Origin of the sequence: Micromonospora sp. WMMD975 (assembly GCF_029581215.1) — a bacterium.
Classification (GTDB): Bacteria; Actinomycetota; Actinomycetes; order Mycobacteriales; family Micromonosporaceae; genus Micromonospora.
The window spans coordinates 1,730,300-1,752,927 of the sequence record NZ_CP120739.1 but is presented as its reverse complement, the minus strand read 5'-3'; the positions used below and the strand labels follow the sequence as shown (position 1 = coordinate 1,752,927).

At 74.0% G+C, this 22,628-nt stretch carries 15 protein-coding genes; 7 read left to right on the top strand and 8 right to left on the bottom strand.

Features of this window, described 5'->3' with window-relative positions; all coding sequences use genetic code 11:
- Window positions 1-31: 31 nt before the first annotated feature.
- The 3 genes from O7613_RS07640 to O7613_RS07630 form a co-directional block, all read right to left on the bottom strand.
- Window positions 32-226 (bottom strand): ferredoxin, encoded by a 195-nt coding sequence (locus O7613_RS07640; RefSeq protein ID WP_281583464.1) that lies wholly within the window; start codon window positions 224-226, stop codon window positions 32-34.
- A gap of 12 nt (window positions 227-238) precedes the next feature.
- A complete protein-coding gene (locus O7613_RS07635; protein ID WP_281583465.1) occupies window positions 239-1,354 on the bottom strand; it encodes a cytochrome P450 in 1,116 nt (371 codons plus the stop codon).
- A gap of 221 nt (window positions 1,355-1,575) precedes the next feature.
- Window positions 1,576-1,833 carry a hypothetical protein gene (locus O7613_RS07630; RefSeq protein ID WP_282292967.1) on the bottom strand — a complete coding sequence of 86 codons (258 nt, stop codon included), beginning with the start codon at window positions 1,831-1,833 and terminating at the stop codon, window positions 1,576-1,578.
- Between the two features lie 142 nt (window positions 1,834-1,975).
- On the opposite strand from O7613_RS07630, the gene O7613_RS07625 reads away from it, so the two are divergent.
- Window positions 1,976-2,185: a DUF5988 family protein gene (locus tag O7613_RS07625; RefSeq protein ID WP_281583467.1), complete on the top strand. Its 210-nt coding sequence runs from the start codon at window positions 1,976-1,978 to the stop codon at window positions 2,183-2,185.
- A 32-nt stretch (window positions 2,186-2,217) separates the two neighbouring features.
- On the opposite strand, the gene O7613_RS07620 is transcribed toward O7613_RS07625, so the two are convergent.
- Complete coding sequence (locus O7613_RS07620; RefSeq protein ID WP_281583468.1) at window positions 2,218-3,204, bottom strand: pyridoxal-phosphate dependent enzyme; 987 nt, start codon at window positions 3,202-3,204, stop codon at window positions 2,218-2,220.
- 238 nt (window positions 3,205-3,442) lie between these two features.
- Between O7613_RS07620 and O7613_RS07615 the strand changes: the two genes are divergently transcribed.
- Together O7613_RS07615 and O7613_RS07610 are read left to right on the top strand one after the other, a co-directional pair.
- Entirely contained in the window at window positions 3,443-6,166 is a 2,724-nt protein-coding gene (locus O7613_RS07615; RefSeq protein ID WP_348775400.1) for an AAA family ATPase, read from the top strand.
- A gap of 311 nt (window positions 6,167-6,477) precedes the next feature.
- Entirely contained in the window at window positions 6,478-9,333 is a 2,856-nt protein-coding gene (locus O7613_RS07610) for a LuxR family transcriptional regulator (RefSeq protein ID WP_282292965.1), read from the top strand.
- A gap of 135 nt (window positions 9,334-9,468) precedes the next feature.
- Here O7613_RS07610 and O7613_RS07605 read toward each other — a convergent pair whose 3' ends face one another.
- The 3 genes from O7613_RS07605 to O7613_RS07595 are packed head-to-tail and all read right to left on the bottom strand — an operon-like array spanning window position 9,469 to window position 11,867.
- Entirely contained in the window at window positions 9,469-10,236 is a 768-nt protein-coding gene (locus tag O7613_RS07605) for an AfsR/SARP family transcriptional regulator (protein WP_281583471.1), read from the bottom strand.
- Window positions 10,237-11,025: an alpha/beta fold hydrolase gene (locus O7613_RS07600; RefSeq protein WP_282292963.1), complete on the bottom strand. Its 789-nt coding sequence runs from the start codon at window positions 11,023-11,025 to the stop codon at window positions 10,237-10,239.
- Entirely contained in the window at window positions 11,022-11,867 is an 846-nt protein-coding gene (locus O7613_RS07595) for a hypothetical protein (protein ID WP_281583473.1), read from the bottom strand. Before O7613_RS07595 ends, O7613_RS07600 begins: the two co-directional genes overlap by 4 nt.
- A gap of 219 nt (window positions 11,868-12,086) precedes the next feature.
- Here O7613_RS07595 and O7613_RS07590 point away from each other — a divergent pair, with 219 nt between their 5' ends.
- Genes O7613_RS07590 through O7613_RS07575 form a run of 4 tightly spaced genes read left to right on the top strand, consistent with a single transcriptional unit; the run spans window position 12,087 to window position 21,111 of the window.
- Window positions 12,087-15,188: an amino acid adenylation domain-containing protein gene (locus tag O7613_RS07590; RefSeq protein ID WP_282292961.1), complete on the top strand. Its 3,102-nt coding sequence runs from the start codon at window positions 12,087-12,089 to the stop codon at window positions 15,186-15,188.
- Between the two features lie 37 nt (window positions 15,189-15,225).
- Window positions 15,226-19,341 (top strand): beta-ketoacyl synthase N-terminal-like domain-containing protein, encoded by a 4,116-nt coding sequence (locus O7613_RS07585; RefSeq protein ID WP_282292959.1) that lies wholly within the window; start codon window positions 15,226-15,228, stop codon window positions 19,339-19,341.
- On the top strand, window positions 19,338-20,072 hold the full coding sequence (locus O7613_RS07580) for a 2-oxo acid dehydrogenase subunit E2 (RefSeq protein ID WP_281583476.1): 735 nt from the start codon (window positions 19,338-19,340) through the stop codon (window positions 20,070-20,072). The genes O7613_RS07585 and O7613_RS07580 overlap by 4 nt, the downstream gene beginning before the upstream one ends.
- Complete coding sequence (locus O7613_RS07575; RefSeq protein ID WP_281583477.1) at window positions 20,065-21,111, top strand: alpha/beta hydrolase; 1,047 nt, start codon at window positions 20,065-20,067, stop codon at window positions 21,109-21,111. The genes O7613_RS07580 and O7613_RS07575 overlap by 8 nt, the downstream gene beginning before the upstream one ends.
- Before the next feature lie 68 nt (window positions 21,112-21,179).
- Here O7613_RS07575 and O7613_RS07570 read toward each other — a convergent pair whose 3' ends face one another.
- The gene (locus O7613_RS07570; protein WP_282292957.1) at window positions 21,180-22,595 is read right to left on the bottom strand and encodes an FAD-dependent monooxygenase; all 1,416 of its coding nucleotides are present in this window, start codon (window positions 22,593-22,595) and stop codon (window positions 21,180-21,182) included.
- Between the last annotated feature and the right edge of the window lie 33 nt (window positions 22,596-22,628).

The following is a 22,628-nucleotide window of genomic DNA, read 5'->3' as shown; positions in this document are numbered from 1 at the left end:
GCCGGGGGCAGGCGTGGAGGGGGGTGTGTGGTCAGTCGTCGGTGAGGGTGAGCGCCTGCGACGGGCAGAGCAGCACCGCCTGCTCCACCCCGGCGATGTCGTCGTCGGGCCGCTCGCTGAGCAGCAGTACGCGACCGTCGTCCTCGTCCTGGTCGAAGACCGTGTCGGCGGAGAGCACGCACTGCCCCGCGCCGACACAGGCCTCCCGATCCGCGGTGATCCTCATGTCGGCGCCGTCCTACCAGGACACCGGCATCTCGGCCAGCCCGTAGATGCTGGCCTCGTCCTTCAGCGGCAGCTCCGACACCGGCACCGCGAGGCGCAGCGTGGGCACCCGCTCGAAGAGCGTCCGGTAGACGATCTCCAGTTCCAGGCGGGCCAGGTTCTGGCCCAGGCACTGGTGGATGCCGTAGCCGAAGGCGACGTGCGACCTGGCGCCCCGGTCGATGTCGAACGTGTCCGGACGCTCGTAGTGGCCGGGATCCCGGTTCGCACCGCTGAGCAGGGCGATGATGCCGTCGCCCTTGCGGATGGTCACGCCGCCGATCTCGATGTCGTCGAGCGCCACCCGGGAGCCGCCGGACACGTCCACGATGCTCAGGTAGCGCAGCAGCTCGTCCACGGCGCGAACCGCGAGGGTGCCGTCGTCGGTGAGCTTCGCCAGCTGGTCCGGGTTCTGGATGAAGGAGAGCGTGCCCAGCGAGATCATGTTGGCCGTGGTCTCGAAGCCCGCCATCAGCAGCAGCATCGACAGCCCCACCAGGTGCGCGTGGTCGTAGTTGCCGGCCTCGCGGTACTTGGTGATCAACCGGCCGATCAGGTCCTCGTCGCTCGGCGCGGCCTCCTTCCCGGTGACCAGCTTGTCCATGTACATCAGCAGGCCGGCGCCGGCCTGCATCCGCTCCATCTGGGTGGACTTGCGGTTGAACGCGACGAGCGTGCGCTCCTGGAAGAACCCGTGGTCGGTGTAGGGCACGCCGAGCAGGTCACAGATGACGAGCGACGGCACCGGCAGGGACAGGGCGGTCACCAGGTCGGCCGGCTGCTCCTGCTTGAGCAGGTTGTCGATGCACTCGTCGACGATCGCCTGGATGCGGGGGCGCATCGCGGCGAGCTTCTTGACGGTGAACTCGTTGATCAGCATCCGCCGGTGCACGGTGTGCTCCGGCGGGTCGAGCCCCACCAGGGACTTGCTGACCAGAGAGATGGCGCCCATCGCCTGCCCGTCCATCTCGACGAGGTGCGGGTAGGCCGGGTCGAGGCGGTTCACGCTGACCCGGGAATCGGCCAGGATCTGGCGCAGGTAATCGTGGCCCAGAATGAGCCAGGCGGTCCTGCCGGTGGGGAGCGTCACCTTCGAGATCGGTTGCTCGGCGGCAATTTTCGCATAGCCGGCGGGCGGATCGACCGGGCAGGTGCGAGGCATCGGGAAGGCGGGTGGAATTGCCGCTTCGACATCGTCCATTGCGATTACCAATCGTCGGTCCAGTGGCCGAATCCGATCGTATTATCGCGTCGAACTGGCTCGACACCCCTAACCTGCCCCCTATGCCGGCGGGTCCGCAGGGGTCGGTCTCATCCGGCCTCGTCGTTCGTTTGCAGCGCGGCGGCCAGCCGCAGCCAGGCGCGGTGCTCGTCCGCCGTCAACGGCCGCTCGGGCAGGTCCCGTTCCGCCAGGTTCCCGCTGATCGGGCCGAACCGGCCGGGCCGTCCGCCGCGCGGGCACAACAGCAGTTCGAGGCGGACGACGACACCGACCGCCCACGTGCACCCGCCGGCCCGCAACCGACGCGATATCCGCGAACCCAGGCCGCGAAAGCGATTGTCCGGCATCCTTCTTTCCCGTCACTAATACGACGCTTAAGCGGACCGCGATGCGCCGAAACGATTTTTCTGAGGGTTGACAGCCATTTCCACGCCGCCTTAGCGTGAGAAGCGCCACTAAATCGGCGCGACACTATGGAGGTGTCGAATCATGACCGATGTCCGCTACGAGGAATGCCGCCTGGAGGGCGGTCCCGGCTACCTGCCGGACAACCTACGGAATCCGCAGGTGCTCATGGCCGAGAACAAGGTGAAGGTCCCGTTCTACAACGCGTGGGAGCACTTCGAGCGGATGGACGAGTTCACCGAGACCGGGCTGCCGATCTTCCGCTGGACCATGCAGACCAGAGCCGCGGAGTGACCGGGGTGCCCGGCCGGGCCGGGCACCCCGTCTCAACCCTGGTGACCGGCAAGCAGGCGGGTGACCAGACCGCTGTCGACGTTCCCGCCGCTGAGCAGCACGCCGATGTCCCGGCACCGGTCGCCGGGGCGGGACGACAGCCGCAGCGCGGCGGCCAGGGCGGTGGCCGCCGCCGGCTCGACCAGCAGGCGGGCATGCATCAGGACCGCACACAGCGCGGACGCGATCTCCGCCTCCTCGACGGTGACCACGTCCGCGACCCGGCCCCGGGCGAGGGCGAAGGGCAGCTGGCCGATGCGGTCCGGCCGGAGTCCGTCCGCGATCGTCGGCCGCGTCCGGACGGTCACCGGGCGCCCCGCCCGCAGCGCCTCGGTCAGGGCCGGTACCGCCGCCGGCTCGGCCGCCACCACCCGCACGTCCTCGCCCTCGGCGGCGAGACAACCTCCGGCGACCGCGCTGCCACCGCCGACCGGCAGCACGATCGCGTCCAGGCGGCCGCCCGCGGCGCGTACCTGGGCCAGCATCTCGGCCGTGGCACTGCCCTGACCCGCGACGACGTCGGGATCCTCGTACGGGTCGACGACGTCCAGCCCGCGCGTGCGCCGCACCTCGGCCAGCACCGCGAGACGCTCGGCGAGCGTGGTGCCGGCCAGCAGCACCTCGGCGCCCGCCGCGCGGATCCGGCGCAGCTTGCCGGGTGCGATGTCGGTCGGCAGCACCACCGTCGCCGGCACGCCGACCTCCCGCGCGGCCCGGGCGACGGCGATCGCGTGGTTGCCGGTGCTCTGCGCGAGCACCCCGGCGGTGCCGGCGCCGGCCAGCCGGCCGACCGCGAGCAGCGCGCCACGCATCTTGAACGAGCCGCCGATCTGCAGGCACTCGGCCTTGAGCCACAGCCGGGCGCCGGCGAGCCGGTCCAGTTCGTCGTCCCGCACCACCGGGGTGGTCACGACGCGGGCGGCCAGCCGCCGGGCCGCGGCACGCACACTCTCCGGCGTCGGCGCCTCGACGGCAGTCATGACTGCCGCGCCGCGTTGTTCTGTCCCTGTCACCACCGCAGCGTCGGCGTTCCGGCCAACGTATCGCTAAAGCTGCCCTTCAGCCGCGGACGCCATCGCCCCCGGCGCGCGCATGTCCGGGTTGTGACCGGGTCGGCTGGGGATTACCGTGATGTCGCCGTTCTGGTGGTCGCCCGGATTTCATCATTCCTCGGACCGATCGTCGAGACCCCGGAACGTGACGTGAGGGGACCGACTGGTGCGGTTGGTGGAGCGCGACGAGCAGCTCGCACTGCTTGAGCGAATGTTTTCCGATGATCTCGGTCCCGACATGGTGGTCGTGAGCGGGCCGGTCGCCTCCGGCAAGACCCGGCTGTTGGACGCGTTCGCCCGGCGGGCGACCCGGCGCGGCGCGCGGATCGCGACCGCCGAGGCGTCCTCCGGGCTGGGCGCCCTGCCCTTCGACGTGCTCCGGCAGCTCTGCCCCGACCTGCCGGTGCCCGCCCGGACCGGCCGGGAGATCGCCGAACGGCTCGCCGCGGCATACGAGCTGACCACCGAGGACGAGACGGACGAGGCGGTACGGCAGATCTGTCGCCTTCTCGACGAGGCTCACCCGCGCCCCGCCGACGGCACGCCGCTCGTCATCGTGGTCGACGACGTCCACCACGCCGACGCGGCGTCCCTGCGCTGCCTGTCCCACCTGATGCGGGAACCGCGGCCGGCGCTGGTCCGGCTGGTGACGGCGGAGGCGGAACGCGTCGGCCCGCGCTCGCCGGCGCTCACCGGGTTGCTGCGTCCGGCCCGGGTCCGCCGGGTGACCCTCGCCATGCTGTCCGAGTCCGGCGTCGCCGAGGTTCTCGCCGACCGTTGCGGCGTCGAGCTGGCGCGTCAACTCGGCGCCGAGTGCCACCGGGTCACCGGCGGCAACCCGCTGCTGGTGCGCGCCCTGCTCGACGACTCCTTCGGCCGTTCGGACGCGCCCAGTCGGCTGGTCGCCGGCGCGGTGTACCGCGACGCGGTGCTCGCCTGCCTCCACCGGTGCGAGCCCGACGTGCTCGACCCGGTCCGCGTGCTTGCCGTCGCCGGTGACGGGCTCTCCCGCGACGTCCTGGCCGGCGTGCTCGGTCCGGGCGCCGCGTCGACACTGCCGGCGCTGCGACCCGGGACCACGGCCGGTCTGGTCACCGACGGCGGCCTCGGCGATCCGGCGCTGGCGCGGGCGGTGCTCGACGGGCTGCCCGATCCGGCCCGGGCCGATCTGCACGGTCGGGTCGCCGCCGCCCTGCGCCGCGACGGCGCGTCGGCCACCGCCATCGCGCCCCACCTGCTCGCCATCGACCCGGCCGCCGAGCCGTGGATGGCCGAGAGCCTGCTCGACGCGGCGGCCCAGCTGGCCGACGCGGAGCCCGAGCTCGCCCGGCGCTGCCTCCGGCACGCCGCCTGGCACTGCGACGACGAGGCCCGGCAGGCCCGCATCCGGATCGCTCTCACCGACCTCCAGCTGCGGTTCGACCCGGACGCCGGGTTGCGGCAGCTGGCCGACGTCCCGAGCGCGGTGCGCACCGCCGGCCTCGACTGTGCCCGGTCCGTCGAGCCGATCCGCCACCTGCTGTGGTTCGGCCGGGTCACCGAGGCGAGCGAGGTGTGGCACCACGCGGCCGGCGCCCACCCGGACGACCCGGCCGACCTCTTCCTGGCCGGCCTCTGGATCGATCTGCTGTTCCCGGAGCTCGCGGCGGCGCAGCGGGACGGACCGCACCGCCCACCGCTGCGCCGGGCCGGGGCGGCCACGCTGCGCACGCGCCTGGCCGGCATCGCCGGCCTGGAGGCCGCGGTACGCCGGGGCGGGGACGACGCCCTCGCCGAAGCGGCCGAGCACGCGCTGCGGGCGCGCGGGGCCCGGGAGCCGGTGCACTGGACCCTGATCTGGCCGCTGGCCACGCTTGTGTTCGCCGACCGGTTGGACCGGGCCGACGCCTGGTGCGGGGAACTGCTCGGCGGTCCCGCCCTCGACCGGTTGTCGGCAGCGCTGCTCACCGCCGTCCGGGCCGAGATCGCGCTGCGTCGCAGTGACGCCCGGACCGCGTACCACCTCGCGGACGAGGCGCTGCGGGGGCTCTCCACGCCGGCCTGGGGGGTCGCCATCGGTCTTCCGCTCGCCGTGTCGGTGCGGGCGCTTACCGACCTGGGGCAGCTCGACGACGCGGCCGTCCGGCTGCGCACCCCGGTGCCGGCGGTGATGTTCGACAGCGTCTTCGGGCTGTTTTATCTCCGGGCCCGGGGCGTCCACGCGATGGCCGGCGGCGCGGACCGGTTCGCGCTGCGCGACTTCCGGCGGTGCGGCGAGCTCATGCGCCGCTGGGGCCACGACCTGCCCGCGCTGGTGCCGTGGCGTACCGAGGCCGCCCGCGCGTTGCTCAGGCTGGGCCGCCGGAGCACCGCCGAACACCTGGTCCGGGATCAGCTCGACCGGCTCGGCGCGGGGCATCCGGGCGAGCGCGGCGCCGCCCTGCGTACCCTCGCCGGCTGTGTCGGCCTGCGCGATCGCGCGGCCACGCTCGAGGACGCGATCCGGGCCCTGGAGATGTCGAGCGACCGGATCGAGCTGGCGCGGGCGCTGAGCGAGTTGGCCGGCGCCCTGCGTCTCACCGAGGATCACAGGCGGGCCGGCCACGCCACGCGCCGGGCGGACCGGGTCGTCGAGCAGTGGAGCCTCGACCCCTACTCGGCCGGCAGCGGGGCGCCCGGCGAGTCGGCCTGGACGGCCACGCCGATGCCGGAGGCGGTACGCGGGTTGACCGCCGACGAGGTAAGGGTGGCCACGCTGACCGCACAGGGGCACACCAACCGGGAGATCGCGGGCCGCCTCTTCCTGACCACAAGCACGGTGGAGCAGCAGCTCACCCGGATCTACCGGAAGTTGTCGGTGAGCGGGCGGGGCGAGCTCGCGGCCCGGTTGCTCGCCACCGACACCGACTAGCCACGGGCACCTCCATATCCATCGCGCCGCCGTCGGTCAACCCCTAGGGGCCACAACGGGACTCCTTCCCGGGGGCGGGCCGGAAACAGTGGGGTGATCTGTCGTTGCGCAGCGCGACGGCACCTTGGAACACTCGGCATGTTCCCCGCATCGGCCGCCTCAGCCCGCGGTCCGCGCGGACCGCACGGAGATCGTGTCCCGGCGTCCACACCGGAGGTTGCCACGCGCGAACGAACGATGTCCCGGACGTGATCGACCATGCCCGCGCAGAGAAGACGGCCTGCGCCCTCGGGGGGAGGGAAGCTCGCTCGATGCCACTTGTGGAGCGACAGGAACAGCTGAGCACGGTGTCCGGCGCGTGGCGTGACACGCGCGCCGGACGAGGGCAGGTGGTGCTCGTCACCGGCGGGGCCGGCAGCGGCAAGACCGCCCTGCTGGACGCGTTCGCGGACGAGGTCCACTCGGCCGGCGGACGCACACTGGGCACCGACGGTTCGTTCACCGGGCGCGGCACCCCGCTCGGTTCGATCGCCCAACTCTTCGAGCATGCCACCGTCCCGAACGCGGTCGCGGACCGCGTTCGCCGGATGATCCTCGCCGTCACCTCACGCCTGCCCACCGGCGGGGCCGACCCGCTCGACCCGCGCGCGGCGAACGGTCCCGCGGTCACCGCGCTGCTCGGTGCGATCTTCGCCGGGCTGTTCGCCCTGGCCGGCGTCGCGCCGCTCTGCATCGTGATCGACGGGCTGCACGAGGTCGACGCGATGTCGCTGTTCTGCCTCTCGCACCTGGCACGACGCATTCGTCGCGCCCCGATCATGCTGGTGCTCGCCGAATCGCCGCGGGCGGTGCCCGCGCACCCCGAGTTCCGCGCCGAACTGCTCAGTTCACCCCACCTCTCCCGGATAGCGTTGCATCCGTTGTCGGAAAAGGGACTGGCCGAGCTGATCGCCGAGCACACCGATCCGGTCACCGCGCACGAGATCGCCGGCGAGGCGCACCGGACCACCGGCGGCAGTCCCCTGCTCGCCCGCGCGTTCGTCGACGACTGGCTGGCCGAGCACGCCCGGACGCCCGGCGTCGCCGGCCACACCTTCGACCAGGCGGTGCTCTCCTGCCTCTACCGGCAGGAGCCGCAGACCCGCGCGGTGGCCCACGCCGCCGCCGTCCTCGGCCGGCCGGCGCCGCCGGAGACCATCGGGCAGATGCTCGACGTCGTCCCCGAGGCGGTGACCCGTGCCATGCGGATCCTGGAGAGCGCCGGCCTCGCCGACGGTGACCGGCTGCGTCATCGGCGGATCATCGAGCGGATCCTCGCGGCCGTCCCGGACGAGGAACGACGGAACCTGCACCGCCGGGCGGCCACCGCGCTGTTCGCGCACAGCGCCTCCCCCGACGCGGTGGCCGGACAACTCGTCTCGGCCGGATGGGCCGGCGCCACCTGGGCGGTCTCCTCCCTGCACGAGGCGGCCGAGCACGAGCTGTCGCGAGGGCGGGCCGACCGGGCGAACGTCTATCTCCAGCTGGCCCAGCGCGGGCCGCTCGACCCACGGCAGCGCGCCGCCGCGCGGATGATGCTGCTGCGCGCCCGCTGGCAGCTCAATCCGCGGTCCGCGGCGCCGCAACTCGACGAGATCGTGCTGCGCCTGCGCCGCGGCGCTCCGGCCGCGGAGGCCGCGAGCGCCGTACCCTACCTGCTCTGGCAGGGCCGCGCCGAGGACGCCACGGAGGCGTTGCGGCTTCGTCGGCCGGACACCACGCCACCGGCACGCATCCGCACCGCGGAGATGCTCCTCGCGCTGATACGTCCCGACCCGAACGGTCCGGACCGGCCGGCCGAACCCGGGCTGGCCGAGTCGGCGGCCGTCCACCCCTGCCTCGACGCGATCGCGGCGCTCGGCACGGCACTCGAGCCCGGACGGGCGACGGACGCCGCACAGGCCGCCGATCTGCTGCTGCGCCGCTACGGCCCGACGTCGGTCGACCCGGCCGTACTCGCCCCGGCGGTGGCCGCGCTCACCTACTCGGGCTGCCCGGCCAACAGCCTCGCGTGGCTCGACGAGCTGGCCACCGACGACGCGTTCGCGCACCGACCGACCTGGACGGCGGTCTTCCACGCGCTGCGGGCCGAGGCACTGCTGCGGACGGGCTCGCTGACCGGGGCCGCGCACCACGCGAGCGCGGCCCTCACCGACGTGTCGCCGCACGGGTGGGGTGTCGCCGTCGGCGTGCCCCTGGCCACGCTCGTCAACGCCGCCACGACCGCGGGCCGGCTCGACGACGCGGAGAAACACCTGACCCAGCCGGTGCCGGAGGCGATGTTCCGCACCCCGTTCGGCCTGCCGTATCTGCAGGCCGCCGCCCGCCACCACCTGGCGACCGGGCGGGCCCGCACCGCCGCCAACGAGCTGCGGCTGTGCGGCAGCCTGATGACCCGGTGGGGCATGGACACCGACGGCCTGGTGCCGTGGCGGCTCGAACTCGCCCGCGTCGAACTGCACCTGGGCGGGCGGGCAGCCGCGGCCGAACTGGTCCGCGCCCAGCTGGACCGGCTCGACGACCGCCGGCCGGACGAGCCGGCCCGGCACCACGCGCGTACCCGCGGCGTCGCGATGCGGCTGCTGGCCGCCACGCTTCCGGCCCACCAGCGCGGGCCGCTGCTGTCCGAGGCCGCCGACCTGCTGGAGGGCGCGGGCGACCGGTTGGAGCTGGCGTGCGCGCTCGCCGACCAGGGGCACGCGTTGCGGGCCGCCGGCGACGGCGCCCGCGGCCGGCTGCGGATCCGGCGGGCCGCGCAACTGGCCGAGGAGTGCGGCGCGGAACCCATCGGTCTGCAGCTGCTGCGCGGCGGCTCCGCCCGGGCCGAGGCCGCGCCGGTCGAGAAGGTGGCCGAACCGGCCGCCCCGGCCGAGCCCACGGTGCTGGTGCCGCGGGGGTCGCAGGCGGGGCGTAGCCTCGATGAGCTCACCGACGCCGAACGGCGGGTGGCGATGCTCGCCGCGCACGGCTACACCAACAAACAGATCTCCGGGCGCCTGTACATCACGGTCAGCACCGTCGAGCAGCACCTCACCCGCATCTACCGCAAGCTCAAGGTCAAGCGCCGTTCCGCGCTGGCCGCGGAGATGCTGGGCCGGGACGAGAGCGGTCTCGACGACGCGTCGTAGCCGGGCGGCGGCCGGTTCCGCCAACCGGGCGGCGGCCCGGTCGCTTTGTCGCGGCTTTAGCGGGCCGGTGCACGATGGGCCGGACGCGAGGGCAGGCAGGGCGTACGACCAGCCGAACCGGGCGGTGCGGGGCGTCTACACCCGCGCCGAGAGCACCCGCTCGTCGCCGACCAGGATCGCGTGCTGGAGTTCCTGGAGCGCGCGGCAGGGCTCCAGGCCGAGTTCCCGGTTGAGCGTCGCGCGCGCCTGCTGGTATGCCTGGAGCGCGTCGGCGGTGCGGTCCGACCGGTAGAGCGCCAGCATGAGCTGGCGGTGGAACGCCTCGTGCAGCGGGCTGTCCGCGACCAGCTGACGCAGCCGGCCGATGAGCCGGCGGTGCTGGCCCAGTTCGAGCTGCGCGTCGACGAGGATCTCCAGGCACTCCATCCGCACCTCGGCCAGCCAGGCGGCGAAGCTTCCGACGATGACGCCGTCGCTCGGCTCGCCGAGCAGGGGGCCCCGCCACAGCGCGAGCGCGCGCTGGAGCACCTCGGCCCCCTCCTCGTACCGGTGGGCGGCGTGGTAGCCCCGGCCGGCCTCGACCAGGGCGAGGAAGTCCTGGAAGTCGAACTCGTCGTCGCCCTGCCGCAGCAGGTAGCCCGGTGACCGGGTGACGATGGTCTCGGTGCCGGGCCGCTGCCGGGCCAGGAACTTGCGCAGCTCCGACACGTAGACGTGCAGGCCCGCGGTCGCCCGGTGCGGCGCCCGCTCCCCCCACACCTCGCCGATGAGCTGGTTGGTGCTGACCACGTGGTCGGCGCGGACCAGCAACACGGCGAGCAGCAGTTCGATCTTCCGGGCGGTGAGCATCTGCGGACCGTCCGGGCCGATCACCCGCAACGATCCGAGTAGTTCGTATCGCATCTACGCCTCCCCGCGCGGCGCCACCCCGGCCGCGGTGCCCAGCACCCGACCGACGTGGGCGGCCACCTGCGCCGTGTGCTTGTCGAGGTAGAAGTGCCCGCCCGGGAACACGTGCAGGTCGAACGGCCCGGTGCAGTGGTCGCGCCACGACTGGGCCTCGTCCGGCGTCGTGTAGGGGTCACGGTCGCCCATGAACGCGGTCACCGGGCAGCGCAGCGGCGGGCCGGGACGGTACGGATGGGTCTCGATGGCCCGGTAGTCGCTGCGGATCGCCGGCAGGAACGACGCGAGCAGCTCCTCGTCGGCGAGCCAGCCGACCTCGCCGTCGGCGAGGGACCGCAGCTCGGCCACGATGCCCGCGTCGTCCCGCCGGTGCACGTCGGTGTGCCGCAGGCGGGACGGGGCACGACGGCTGGAGGCGAAGAACCAGACCGGCACCCGGCCGGCGGCGGCCAGTCGCTGTGCCGTCTCGTACGCGATGACCGCGCCCATGCTGTGCCCGAACATCGCGAACGGGCGGGCCGGCTGGGCGAGCAGTTCGGCGCACATCCGGTCGGCGAACTCGTCGACGCTGTCGATGCGGGGCTCGTTGCGGCGGTCCTGCCGTCCGGGGTACTGCACGGCCGAGACCTGCACCCGCGGCGCCACCTGCTGCGAGAGCTGGAAGTAGGCGCTCGCCGAGCCGCCCGCGTGCGGGAAGCAGAAGAGCTCGACCTCGCTGTCCTGGCGCGGGTGGAACCGCCGCAGCCAGGGGGTGCCGGTGCGCGTCGCCGCGGACGCCGGGCTCACCGCGCGCTCCCGTCGCCGGCGAGCAGGCCGGACACCGTGGCCGCCACCTCGTCGTTGGCGAGGAGCTTCGCGTGCTCGTCGTCGACCGCGATCTCCCGGCCCACGAGTGGCCCGGCGCCGCCGATGCCGGACGTACGCACGGCGTGCAGCCCGCTCAGCTCGGTGACCGACTGGAAGGCGGTCGCCGTCCGCCAGCGGGGCAGCGGGTCCAGCTCGGCGGCGGCGGTGAGGTAGCGCAGGAACGAACAGAACGTCCCCATCAGCTCGTCGCGCAGCGGTTTGCTGAGCCCGGCCTGCGCGAACGCCACGTCACCCATCTCCAGGGTGAGCCGGCACAGTGTCTCGCACATCTCCGCCATCCCGCACTCGCGGTCGTGCAGGTCCTGCGCGGCGTCCTGGGCGCGCTGGATGTCCTCCATCGGCAGCACCCCGGCGAGGTATCCGACGACCTTGTGGAACTGCCACACGAGCGTCTGCGGCACCGCGATCTCGGGGTCGAAGAGCAGCAGCTGCGGTTCGCTGCCCTGCCAGGCGGCGACGCGCTCGGACAGGGCTGCCGCGTAGACGGCGCCGCCGCAGAACCCCATCACCGCGGCCACCGGCCGGGGCCGGCGCTGGAACGCCGTCCACCAGTGCTCGATGTACGCCGGCCCGGACGCGGTCCGTTCAATGTCGGGGCCGGGCGGAAGGGTCTCCCAGAACGCGCAGTCGACAGTCAGTCGTTCCGCCAGATCGGAGAACCTCGCCTCCGGCCGCCCGGTGGCATCGAAGTCGACGGCCAGGATGACCCGCTCGGCGTGGTCGGGCTCGGCAAGCACCCGCCATCCATCAGCTCGCGCCATGTTCCGCTCCAGTCAGGGCATTCGGGTGTGCTATGCCGACCGAGCCTAGGTCAGCGCGGGGGGCCGCTCCGGCTTCGCGCACCCCTATCGATCCCCTACTCGACCACCCCCGGTCCGCGGGTCAAGGGGTACCCGGCGTGCCGGGAGCGTCCCTACAGTTCGGACCGACAGCGGCACCGGCCGGGGTGGGAGGCAAGGGTGGATATCGCAGCGACAGCGGTGACGGGACGGACCCCGGCCAGCCGGAAGGAAGCCGCCCTGTGGCTGTTGGAGCGCCTCGTTCCGGACAGCGCGCCGAACAACCTGACCCTGGCGTTCCAGGTCGAGGGCCGGCTGGACGAAGCCCGGCTGACCGCCGCGCTGCGGGCGATCCTCGCCCGCTACGAGACGCTGCGCACGGTCTACCACTCGGTCGGCTCGACGCTGGAGAAGGAGGTCGTCGCCCCCGGCGACTTCGACGTGCCGCTGGAGCGGCTGCCGGACGGTGACCCGCAGGTCTTCGTCGTCCGCCCGTTCACCTTCGACGGCCGGCCGCTGGTGCGGGCCGGGATGCGCCGGGACGCCGACGGCGATGTCGTCTGCCTCGCCTTCCACCACCTCGTCTACGACATCATCTCCGGCTCGATCATCCTCGCCGACCTGATCCGGGCCTACGACGCGCTGGCCACGCCGGAACCGTTGCCGGCCGAGCTGCGCGCCGAGGTGCCGTCGTTCACCGAGGCGGAGCCGGCGGCCGAGAGCGTCGAGTTCTGGCGTACCGAGCTGGCCGGATACGACCCGGCGGCGCTCGGCCTGGCGTGCGGCGCGCCCGACGCGGACCAGCCGAGCCTGCGCGGCGACCAGGTCACCCACCGGCTCAGCGCGTCGACCCGGGAGATCGTTCGGCGGCTGCCGAAGGAGGTGCGCGCGCCCGAGGCGGTCATCCTGCTCACCGCCTTCCAACTGCTGCTCGCCTCGCACGGGTCCGGGCCGGACCTCGCCGTCGGCACGCCGGTGAACGTGCGCGGCAAGGTGGCCGCCGGCGCCGTCGGCCACCACACGAACGTGCTGCCGATCCGCGCCCGGATCGACCGGCGGGAGAGTTTCCGCACCCTGGTCCGCCGGGTCCGGGACACCTACTTCGGCGCGCTGATGAACGCCGTCGTGCCGGAGGAGGACATCGCCCGGCTGGTGCCGCGTACCGCAGACAACAGGCGCCCGCGGCTCACCCGGCACCTGTTCAACTACTTCCCCCTCCAGCAGGCCCGGTTCCGCATCGGCGGCCTGGACGCCCGCCCGCTCGTCATCGACAACGGCTTCAGCAAGTACGACCTGGAGTTCTTCGTCGCCTCGGCGGACGACGGCATCGACCTGGTCGCCCGCTTCGCCACCGACGTGCTGGACCGGGACGACGTGGTGGCGCTGCTGCACCGCTACGAGGCCCTGCTGACCATGTTGGGCGACACCGTCGACACCCCGACCGGTGAGCTCGCCGTCTGGTCCGCCACCGACCACGCGGTCATCGAGGCGGCGAACGAAACCGCCCACGACATCCCCTTCGACACGGTCGTCGCCGCCGTTCGCCACCACGCGCTCGCCACCCCCGACGCCGTCGCGATCCGCGACGAGACCGGCCCGGTCAGCTACCGCCAGCTGTGGTTCGCCGCGGCCGGCGCGGCCCAGCGGCTGCACGGGGCCGGCGTCCGCCCCGGCGACCTCGTCGCCATCGCCGCCGCCCGGGACGCCACCCTGATCGCCAACGCGCTCGGGGTCTGGCTGTGCGGGGCCGGCTATCTGCCCGTCGACCCGGAACACCCGGCCCACCGGGTGCAGCACGTGCTGCGCGACTCCGGCGCCCGCGTCGTGCTCGCCGACCATCCGGTGGAGGCGGCGCCGGACCGCCCGGTCACCGTCCTGGCGCTGCACGACGCCCACGGCACGGACGTGCCGCCGGACGGTCCGTTGCCCGCGGTCCCGCATGAGCCCGGCCCCGACGAGCGCGCCTACCTGATCTACACCTCCGGGTCCAGCGGGCGGCCCAAGGGCGTCTCGATCCGGCACCGCAGCATCGCGAACGCCGCCGCCCACTACGTGGACATCCTGGACGCGACCCGGTCCGACGTCACGCTCTGGCTCACCACGTTCGCCTTCGACATGGCCAACCTGGAGATGTACGTGCCGCTCTACAGCGGCGGGCAGATCGCCGTCGCCGCCGACGAGGCCCGCAGCAACGGCGTGGCGCTGCGCGCGGCGATCGAACAACACCAGCCGCACATCCTCCAGGCCACCCCGACCACCTGGCGGATCGTGCTCGACCAGGTCGCCGACCAGCTCAGCGGACGGCGCGTGGTGACCGGGGCGGAGATCGTGCAGGTGGACATCGCCCGCCGGCTGCTGGACACCGGCTGCGAGCTGCACCACGCGTACGGGCCGACCGAGACCACCACGTGGGCGACCTGGGCGCGGGTCGACCGGATCGAGGGTGACCGGCTCGACGTCGGTGGCCCGATCTGGAACACCTACCTGGGTGTCGCCGCCGAGGACGGCCGCCAACTGCCGGTCGGTGTCCGCGGCGAGGTCTGGATCGCCGGGGACGGCGTCGCCCTCGGCTACCACGAGCGGGACGACCTCAACGCGGAACGGTTCGGCACGCACCCGGTGCACGGCCGCTTCTACCGCACCGGCGACGTCGGGCGCTGGCGGTCGGACGGCACCATCGAGCTGTTCGGCCGCTCCGACCGCCAGATCAAGCTGCGGGGCAACCGCATCGAGCTGGGCGAGGTCGAGGCGGCCCTGCTCAGCCACCCGGAGGTGCGGGCGGTCGCGGTCGTCGCGGTCGGCGACCGCAGCGCCGACGCCCGCCTGGTCGCGTTCGTCGAGACCACCGGCGACGCGGACATCTCGGCGGCGCTGTGGGAGCATGCCCGGGCCGAACTGCCGCACGCCTCGATCCCGCAGGAGTTCCACCCCGTCGACGCGCTGCCGGTCAACGCCAACGAGAAGGTGGACTACCCCCGGCTGGAGCAGCTCGCCGGCCACGCCCACCGGGACCGGTCCACCGCACCGTCGCACCCCGACCTCGGCGACCCGACACCCGACGGCGCCGACCCGCTGGTGACGCGGCTCGTCGGGCACTGGCGCGCCATCCTCGGCCACGACGAGGTCGACGCCGACGCCAACTTCTTCACCAGCGGCGGCCACTCCCTCGCCGGGGCGCAGTTGCTCCAGCAGATCCAGGACGACATCGGTGTCCCGCTCAAGCTGGCCGACCTCTTCGACGCACCCACCCCGGCCGGGCTGGCCGCGCGGGTCCGCGAACTCGACGCCGAACCGGCCGTGTGACGCCACCGATCCACAGAGAAGGGCCGTGGACGCTGCGATGACCAACGAGGAGAAGCTGGTCGACTACCTCAAGTGGGTGACCGCCGACCTGCATCGAACCCGGGAACAGCTGCGCCGGACGGAGGCCGCGGCCCGCGAGCCGATCGCGGTCGTCGGGATGGCCTGCCGCTACCCCGGTGGCGTACGGACCCCGGACGACCTGTGGCGACTGGTCGCCGACGGGTCCGACGCGATCGCCGGCTTCCCGGAGGAACGCGGCTGGTCGACCGCCGACCTCTACGACCCGGATCCGGAGCACACCGGCAAGACGTACACCCGGGAGGGTGGTTTCCTCTACGACGCGCACCATTTCGACCCCGCGTTCTTCGGCATCGGCCCGCGGGAGGCGCGGGCGATGGACCCGCAGCACCGGCTTCTGATGGAGACCGCCTGGGAAACCTTCGAGCACGCGGGCATCGTGCCGGCGGACCTGCGCCGCCGGCCGGTGGGCGTCTACACCGGCGTGATGTACGACGACTACGGCGTCCGGGTCATGCACGACGTTCCGCCCGACCTGGAGGGCCTGCTCGGCACCGGCAGCGCCAGCAGCCTCGCCTCCGGCCGGCTCGCCTACACGTTCGGGCTGGAGGGACCGGCGGTCACCCTCGACACCGCCTGTTCGTCGTCGCTCGTCGCCGTTCACCTCGCCGGGCAGGCGTTGCGGAACGGCGAGTGCGAGCTGGCCCTCGCCGGCGGCGTCACCGTGATGCACACGCCCGGTGTGTTCATCGAGTTCAGCCGGCAGCGGGGAGTCGCCCCGGACGGGCGGTGCAAGTCGTTCGCCGCCGGCGCCGACGGCACCGGCTGGTCCGAAGGCTGCGGCCTGCTGCTGCTGGAACGGCTCAGCGACGCCCAGGCCAACGGCCACCGGGTGCTCGCCGTCATCCGCGGGTCGGCCACCAACCAGGACGGCGCGAGCAACGGCATCACCGCGCCGAACGGCCCGTCGCAGGAACGCCTGATCCGCCAGGCCCTGGCCAACGCCCTGCTCACCGTCGACGACATCGACGCGGTGGAGGCCCACGGCACCGGCACCGTGCTCGGTGACCCGATCGAGGCCCAGGCTCTGCTGGCCACCTACGGGCAACGCCAGGACCGGGACCGGCCGCTGTGGCTGGGCTCGATCAAGTCGAACATCGGGCACACCCAGGCCGCCGCCGGGGTGGCCGGGATCATCAAGATGATCCAGGCCATGCGGTACGGGGAGCTTCCGCGCTCGCTGCACGCGACCGCGCCCAGCCCGCACGTGGACTGGGACAGCGGAGCGGTCCGCCTGCTCGCCGAGTCGCGGCCGTGGCCGGACACCGGCCGGGTCCGCCGGGCCGCGGTCTCGTCGTTCGGCATCAGCGGGACCAACGCCCACGTGATCCTCGAACAGGCGTCGCCCGCCGAACCGCCGGCCGGCGACGAGCCCGGCGGGCCGTACGTGTGGCTCCTGTCCGGCCGCACCGACGCGGCCCTCGAAGCACAGGCGGACCGGCTGCGCGCCGGCCTGCCCGCCGCCGGCCCGGCGACGGTCGCGCACGCGCTGGCCACGACCCGGACCCACTTCCCGCACCGGGCCGCGGTGATCGCCGACGACCGGGACCGGCTCGCCCGCGGGCTGGCCGCGCTCGCCGTCGGCACCGAGTCGCGCGACGTGGTACGCGGCGTGGCCGGTACGGGCGGCAAGCTGGTCTTCCTCTTCACCGGGCAGGGCGCCCAGCGGGCCGGCGCCGGGCGGGGCCTCTACGACTCGTATCCCGTCTTCCGGGCCGCTCTGGACGAGGCGGCGGACCACCTGGACCCGTACCTCGACCGCCCGCTGCGGGCCGTGATGTTCGCCGACGCGGCCCGGCTCGACGAGACGCTCTACACCCAGACCGCGCTGTTCGCGCTGGAGACGGCGCTGTTCCGGCTGCTCGAGTCGTGGGGTGTCCGGCCCGACGCGGTGGCCGGTCACTCGGTCGGTGAGATCGCCGCCGCGCACGCCGCCGGGGTGCTGACCCTCGCCGACGCGGCCCGCCTCGTCGCCGCCCGGGCCCGGTTGATGCAGGCCGCGCCGGCGGGCGGCGTCATGACGGCCGTCGAGGCGACCGAGGACGAGGTGCTCGCCGAGCTCATCGACGGCGTCTCGATCGCGGCGGTCAACGCCCCGATGCGTACCGTCGTCTCCGGCGACGCCGACCGGGTCGCCGCGCTGGCGGAGAGGTTCGCCCGTCGCGGGCGGCGTACCAAGCGGCTCACGGTCAGCCACGCGTTCCACTCGCACCACATGGACCCGGTCCTGGACGAGTTCCACGCGGCCGTCGCCGACCTCACGTTCGCCGCGCCGGCGGTTCCGGTCGTCACCGGGCTCACCGGCGACGTCGCCACCGCCGAGCAGCTGCACGATCCCGGCCACTGGGTCCGGCAGATCCGGGAACCGGTCCGGTTCGGCGCGGCGTTGTCCACGCTGGACCAGCTCGGCGCCACCGCGTACCTCGAACTCGGCCCCGGCCCGGTGCTGCTCGGCTTCGTCCGCGAGGCGCTCGGCCGGAGCGCCGCCGCCGGGCCGCTGCTGCACGCCGACCGGCCGGAGCCGCACACCGCGCTCGCCGCGGCCGCGCTGGCGCACACCGACGGGCACGCCGTGGACTGGGCGACGGTCCTCGGCCCGAAGCCGGCCGCCGCCGTGGAGCTTCCGTTCTATCCGTTCCAGCGCCGGCCCTTCTGGCTCGACGCCGCCGGGCCGTCGGGCGCCGGGGCGGCGCACGACGACTTCTGGCCGGCCGTCGAACGCGCGGACACCGCCCGCCTCGAGGCGTTGCTGTCCCTCAGCGAGGACGAACGCACGGGCCTGCGGGCGCTGCTCCCGGCGCTCGGCGACCTGCGCCGGCGGATCGCCGGGCGGCACACCCACGCGTGGAGCCCGGTGCCGGCGCCATCTGTCGCGGGCGGGTTGGCAGGTGGCTGGATCGTCCGCGACGAGGTGCTCGCCGACGTCCTACGCAACGCGGGAGCCGAGGTGACAGTCACCCCGGCCGGACCCGCCGAGCCGTTCGACATCTCCGGGCCTGGCGGTCGGTGGGTGCTGGCCCGGGGCTCGCGTGCCGAGGCCGCCACCGCCTGGGGCGTGGCCCGGGAGCACGGTTACCGCCTCCTCGACCTGCCGGCCGAACTCGACGACGTGGTGCGGCGGCAGCTCGTCGCGGTCCTCGCCGGCGCCGTCGACGAACCGACTGTGGCGTTGCGGCACACCGGGTTGTCGGTCCGGCGGCTCGTCGCCGCCCCCTCCCCCGCTCGGGGCGGCTGGACGCCGACCGGGACCGTGTTGCTGACCGGGGCGGACACCGCGCTCGGCGGACACGCGGCCCGGTGGCTCGCCGCCAACGGCGCGCCGAAGCTGATCCTGGTCAACGCCGGGCACACCGACGACCGCGCCGAGCTGACCGCGCTCGGGGCCAAGGTGACCGTCGTGGCCTGCGACCTCGCCGACCGGGCGGCGGTGGCCGACCTGCTGGCCGACGAGCCGGTCGACGCCGTGGTGCACCTCGCGGCACCCGGCGGCGCCGCGGCGGTCGGTCACCTCGACGAGCTGACCCGCGGGCTCGGGCTGTCGGCGTTCGTCCTGTTCGCCCCGCCGGACGACGCCGGCACCACCAGGTACTGCGAGCTGACCGCCCTCGACCGGGTGGCCGCCGGTGAACGGGGACTCGTGGTGCAGCCGGGGCCCCGCCCGCTCCCGGACCGGGCCGTCGCCGGCAGCCTGAGCTGGGCCGCGTCGGCACCCGCCACGGTCGTGCTCACCGACGCCGTCCCGGCCGGCGACGCCGCGCCCACCGACCGGGCCGACGAGGTTCCGCTCGCCGACCGGCTCGCGGCCACCGCCCCGGAGGAACGCCTCGGACTGCTGATCGACTACATCCGGGCGCAGGTCGCCGGCGCGCTCGGCCTCGACGAGGCGGACACGATCGGCCCGGACGACAACCTGCTCGACATGGGACTGTCGTCGATCACGGCGATGGAACTCACCGCCCGGATCCACGAGGCCGGGGTGGCGTTGAGCCCGTCGCTCATCTACGACAGCCCGACCCCGGCCGAGCTGGCCGCGCACCTGCTCGACGAGCTGGCGGTCCCGGCGGGGCACCAATGAGCGGCCTGCCCCGGCCGCGCCGGCACACCCTCTACTTCCTCGACCAGATCCGCGAGATCGCACCGGTGTTCCTGGACACCGAGATCGACATGAGCGCCGTGCTGGCCCACCGACGCACGACGAAACACTCCATCGTCACGTACGTGTTGTGGTCCGCGGCCCGGGTGCTCGCCGCGCACCCCGACGCCAACGTCGCGCTCCGCGGCCGGCGGATGGCCCGCTACCACACCGTCGGCGGCAAGTTCACCCTCGACAAGACGATGTCGGGCCACCGGGTCGTGCTCTCGGCCGTGCTGCCGGGCCTCGAGCGGGCCAGCCTCGCCGACATCCAGCGGCAGGTCGAACGGTTCCGCGACGGCGACCCCGACACGATGCCGGAGTTCGCGGCCGTCCGCCGGTTGCACCGGGTCCCGATGCCGCTCGGCGCCCTGCTCTACCGGCTGGCCGTCCGGCCGCTGCGGCAACGCCCCGGTCGCATGGGCACGTTCGCGGTGACCTCGCTGGGGCACCGTCCGGTCGACGGCTTCTACTCGGTCGGCGGCGCCACCCTGACCATCGGCCTGGGCCGCAGCGTCGACCGCCCGGTGGTACGCCACGGCGAGATCGTCGTCGCGCCCGTCATGCGGCTGTCCCTGACCTTCGACCACCGGGCCATCGACGGCGCCGAGGCGGCCGACATCCTGGCCGACCTCAAGCAGTCCCTGGAGGAGTTTCCAGCCGACCATGAATGACCTGGACGAACTCAAGCGGTACATCGTCGCCCACGCGCGCGGGCAGGGCATCGACCGGCTCGCCGAGAAGCTCGCCGCCATCGAGGACGACGGCGACGGCCCGGGCTCGTGGGTCGCGCAGTGGTCGACCGCGGCGGCGGACCTCGAACGGCGCGGCGAGTGGCTGCCGGCGAGCCGCCACCACATCATGGCCCGTTTCCCGTATCCCGACCGGCCCGGCCGGAGACGTGCGGCGGAGCGGGCGACGGCCACCTTCGAACGGTGGCGGGCCGGGCGCGACCTGCACCCGCTCGACTTCACCCACCGGGGCCACCCGGTGCGGTGCTGGCAGTCCGGCCTGTCCCCGACCCGGCCGCGCCCGCTCGTCGTGATCATGGGTGGCCACCTGACCGTCAAGGAGCAGTGGGCGCCTCGCCTGGGCGTCTTCCGCCGGCTCGGCCTGGCCGCCGTGGTCGCCGACATCCCGGGCATCGGCGGCAACACCGTGCCCTACGACGCCGACGCCCACCTCTTCCTGTCCAGCCTCCTGGACGCGGTGGGCGACCGCGCCGACGTGCGGCAGACGTACGCGATCACGCTCAGCTTCAGCGGCCATCTCGCGCTGCGTTGCGCCCTGCGGGAGCCGCGGTTGCGGGGCATCGTCACCGCGGGCGCGCCGATCCGGGCGTTCTTCACCGACCCGGCGTGGCAGGCCCGGCTGCCCCGGGTCACCACCGACACCCTGAGCCACCTCACCGGCACCACCCTCGACCGGCTGGGCGACTGGGCCATCAGCGCGGATCAACTGGCCGCGCTCCGCATCCCGGTCGCCGCCGTCGCCAGCACCCGCGACGAAATCATCCCGCGCGACGACCTGCTGATGCTGCGGGACAACGTCCGCGACTTCCGGGTGCTCACCCACGACGACGTGCACGGCGCGCCGAAGCACACGCTGGAGAGCATGGCGTGGACGGCCCTGTCCATCCAGCGCATGCGCGGGCGCCCCACGCTGCCCCTGCGCCTCCTGGTCCGCGCGGCCCGGCTGCGCGCCGCCCGCTGACGGCGGGACCGTCCGATACGCGGAGACGCGGGGCGCCGGCCGGCGCCCCGCGTCTCCGCTGTGCGGGGTCAGGAGCTGGTGGGCGCGCCGAACCAGGTGGCGAGCGCGGCGGCGAGGCCGTCCGGGTCGGTCCCGTCGGTGGCCCAGGCGATCCGGCCGTCCGGGCGGGCCAGCAGCGCCACCGCCGCGATGTCGGCGGACGGCTCCGCGGTGACCAGGTCGACCCGGTCGGCCCAACCGTCGACGTCGAGCCGGACGGACGGGTCGAACCGCAGGGCCAGGCCGCGCCCGGCCGGCAGCGGCACGCCCGGCACCCGGAGTCCGACGAGCGGGTGGTCGCACCCGGTGGCGGGATGGCGCACGTTGAGGCCGCCGGCCGTCCGCACCAGGTACTCGTTCACCGCGTCGAACTCGATCAGCTCGTTCATCACCGCCCGCAGCGGCGCCACCCGGTCGGCCGGGTAGAGCAACGCCAGTTGCGCGGCGGTGGTGAGGCAGGTCCGCGCCCCGGCCGGGTGCCGCTCATCGTGGTAGCTGTCGAGCAGTCCGCCCGGGGCCCAGCCGGCCAACTCCGCGGCCAGCTTCCAGCCCAGGTTGACGGCGTCCTCCAGGTTGGTGCTCAGCGCCTGGCCACCGAGCGGGAAGTGGACGTGGGCGGCCTCGCCGGCGACGAGGACACGCCCGACGCGGTACCGGTCGGCCTGCCGGGTCTCGCAGTTCCACCGGCCCAGCCAGCGCGGCGTGCCGACGTCGATGTCCTGCCCGATCAGCCGGGACACGGCGGCGCGCAGCTCACCGGCGTCCGGAGGCGCGGACGGGTCCGCCGGCCGGCGACCGAACTCACCTGTCGCCACCCGCAGCAGGCCCACGCCGCTGGGCGCGACGGAGAACAGCCCGCTGTTGAACTCGTTGGCGCCCAACTGCTGGTACAACGGATGGCCGTTGGGCACCTCGACGTCGCCGGCGATGCCGTCGAACGCCACCTCGGAGCCCTCGAACGTGATCCCGGCGGCGCCCCGGACGACGCTGTCGGCGCCGTCGCACCCGACCAGGTAGGCGGCGGTGACCACACCGGCGGAGGTGTCCACGGCCACGCCGTCGGCGTCCTGCCGCACACCGCGTACCGTCACCCCGCGCCGGATCTCCACGCCGAGCTTCTCGGCGTGCGCGAGCAGGTGTTCCTCCAGCTTGGCCTGCGGCAGCAGATAGGTGTACGTCTGCCGGCCGGGCAGCCGGCCGGGATCCAGCCACAACTGGGCGAAGTGGGCGCGCGGCCAGGGCAGGCCGTCGGCGCCGATCCGCTCCATCAGGCCGCGCTCCGCGAGCAGGTCCACCACGCCGGCGTTGATGGCCATGCCCATCGCGGCCAGCCGGGGCTCCGGGTCGCGCTCCAGCACCACCACCGGCACGCCGGCCTGCGCGAGCTCGGCGGCGAGCAGCAGGCCGGTCGGACCGGCGCCGGCGATGACGACGGCAGCGTCCATGGTTTTCTCCTCCGGAGGTCGGGATCGGGTCGG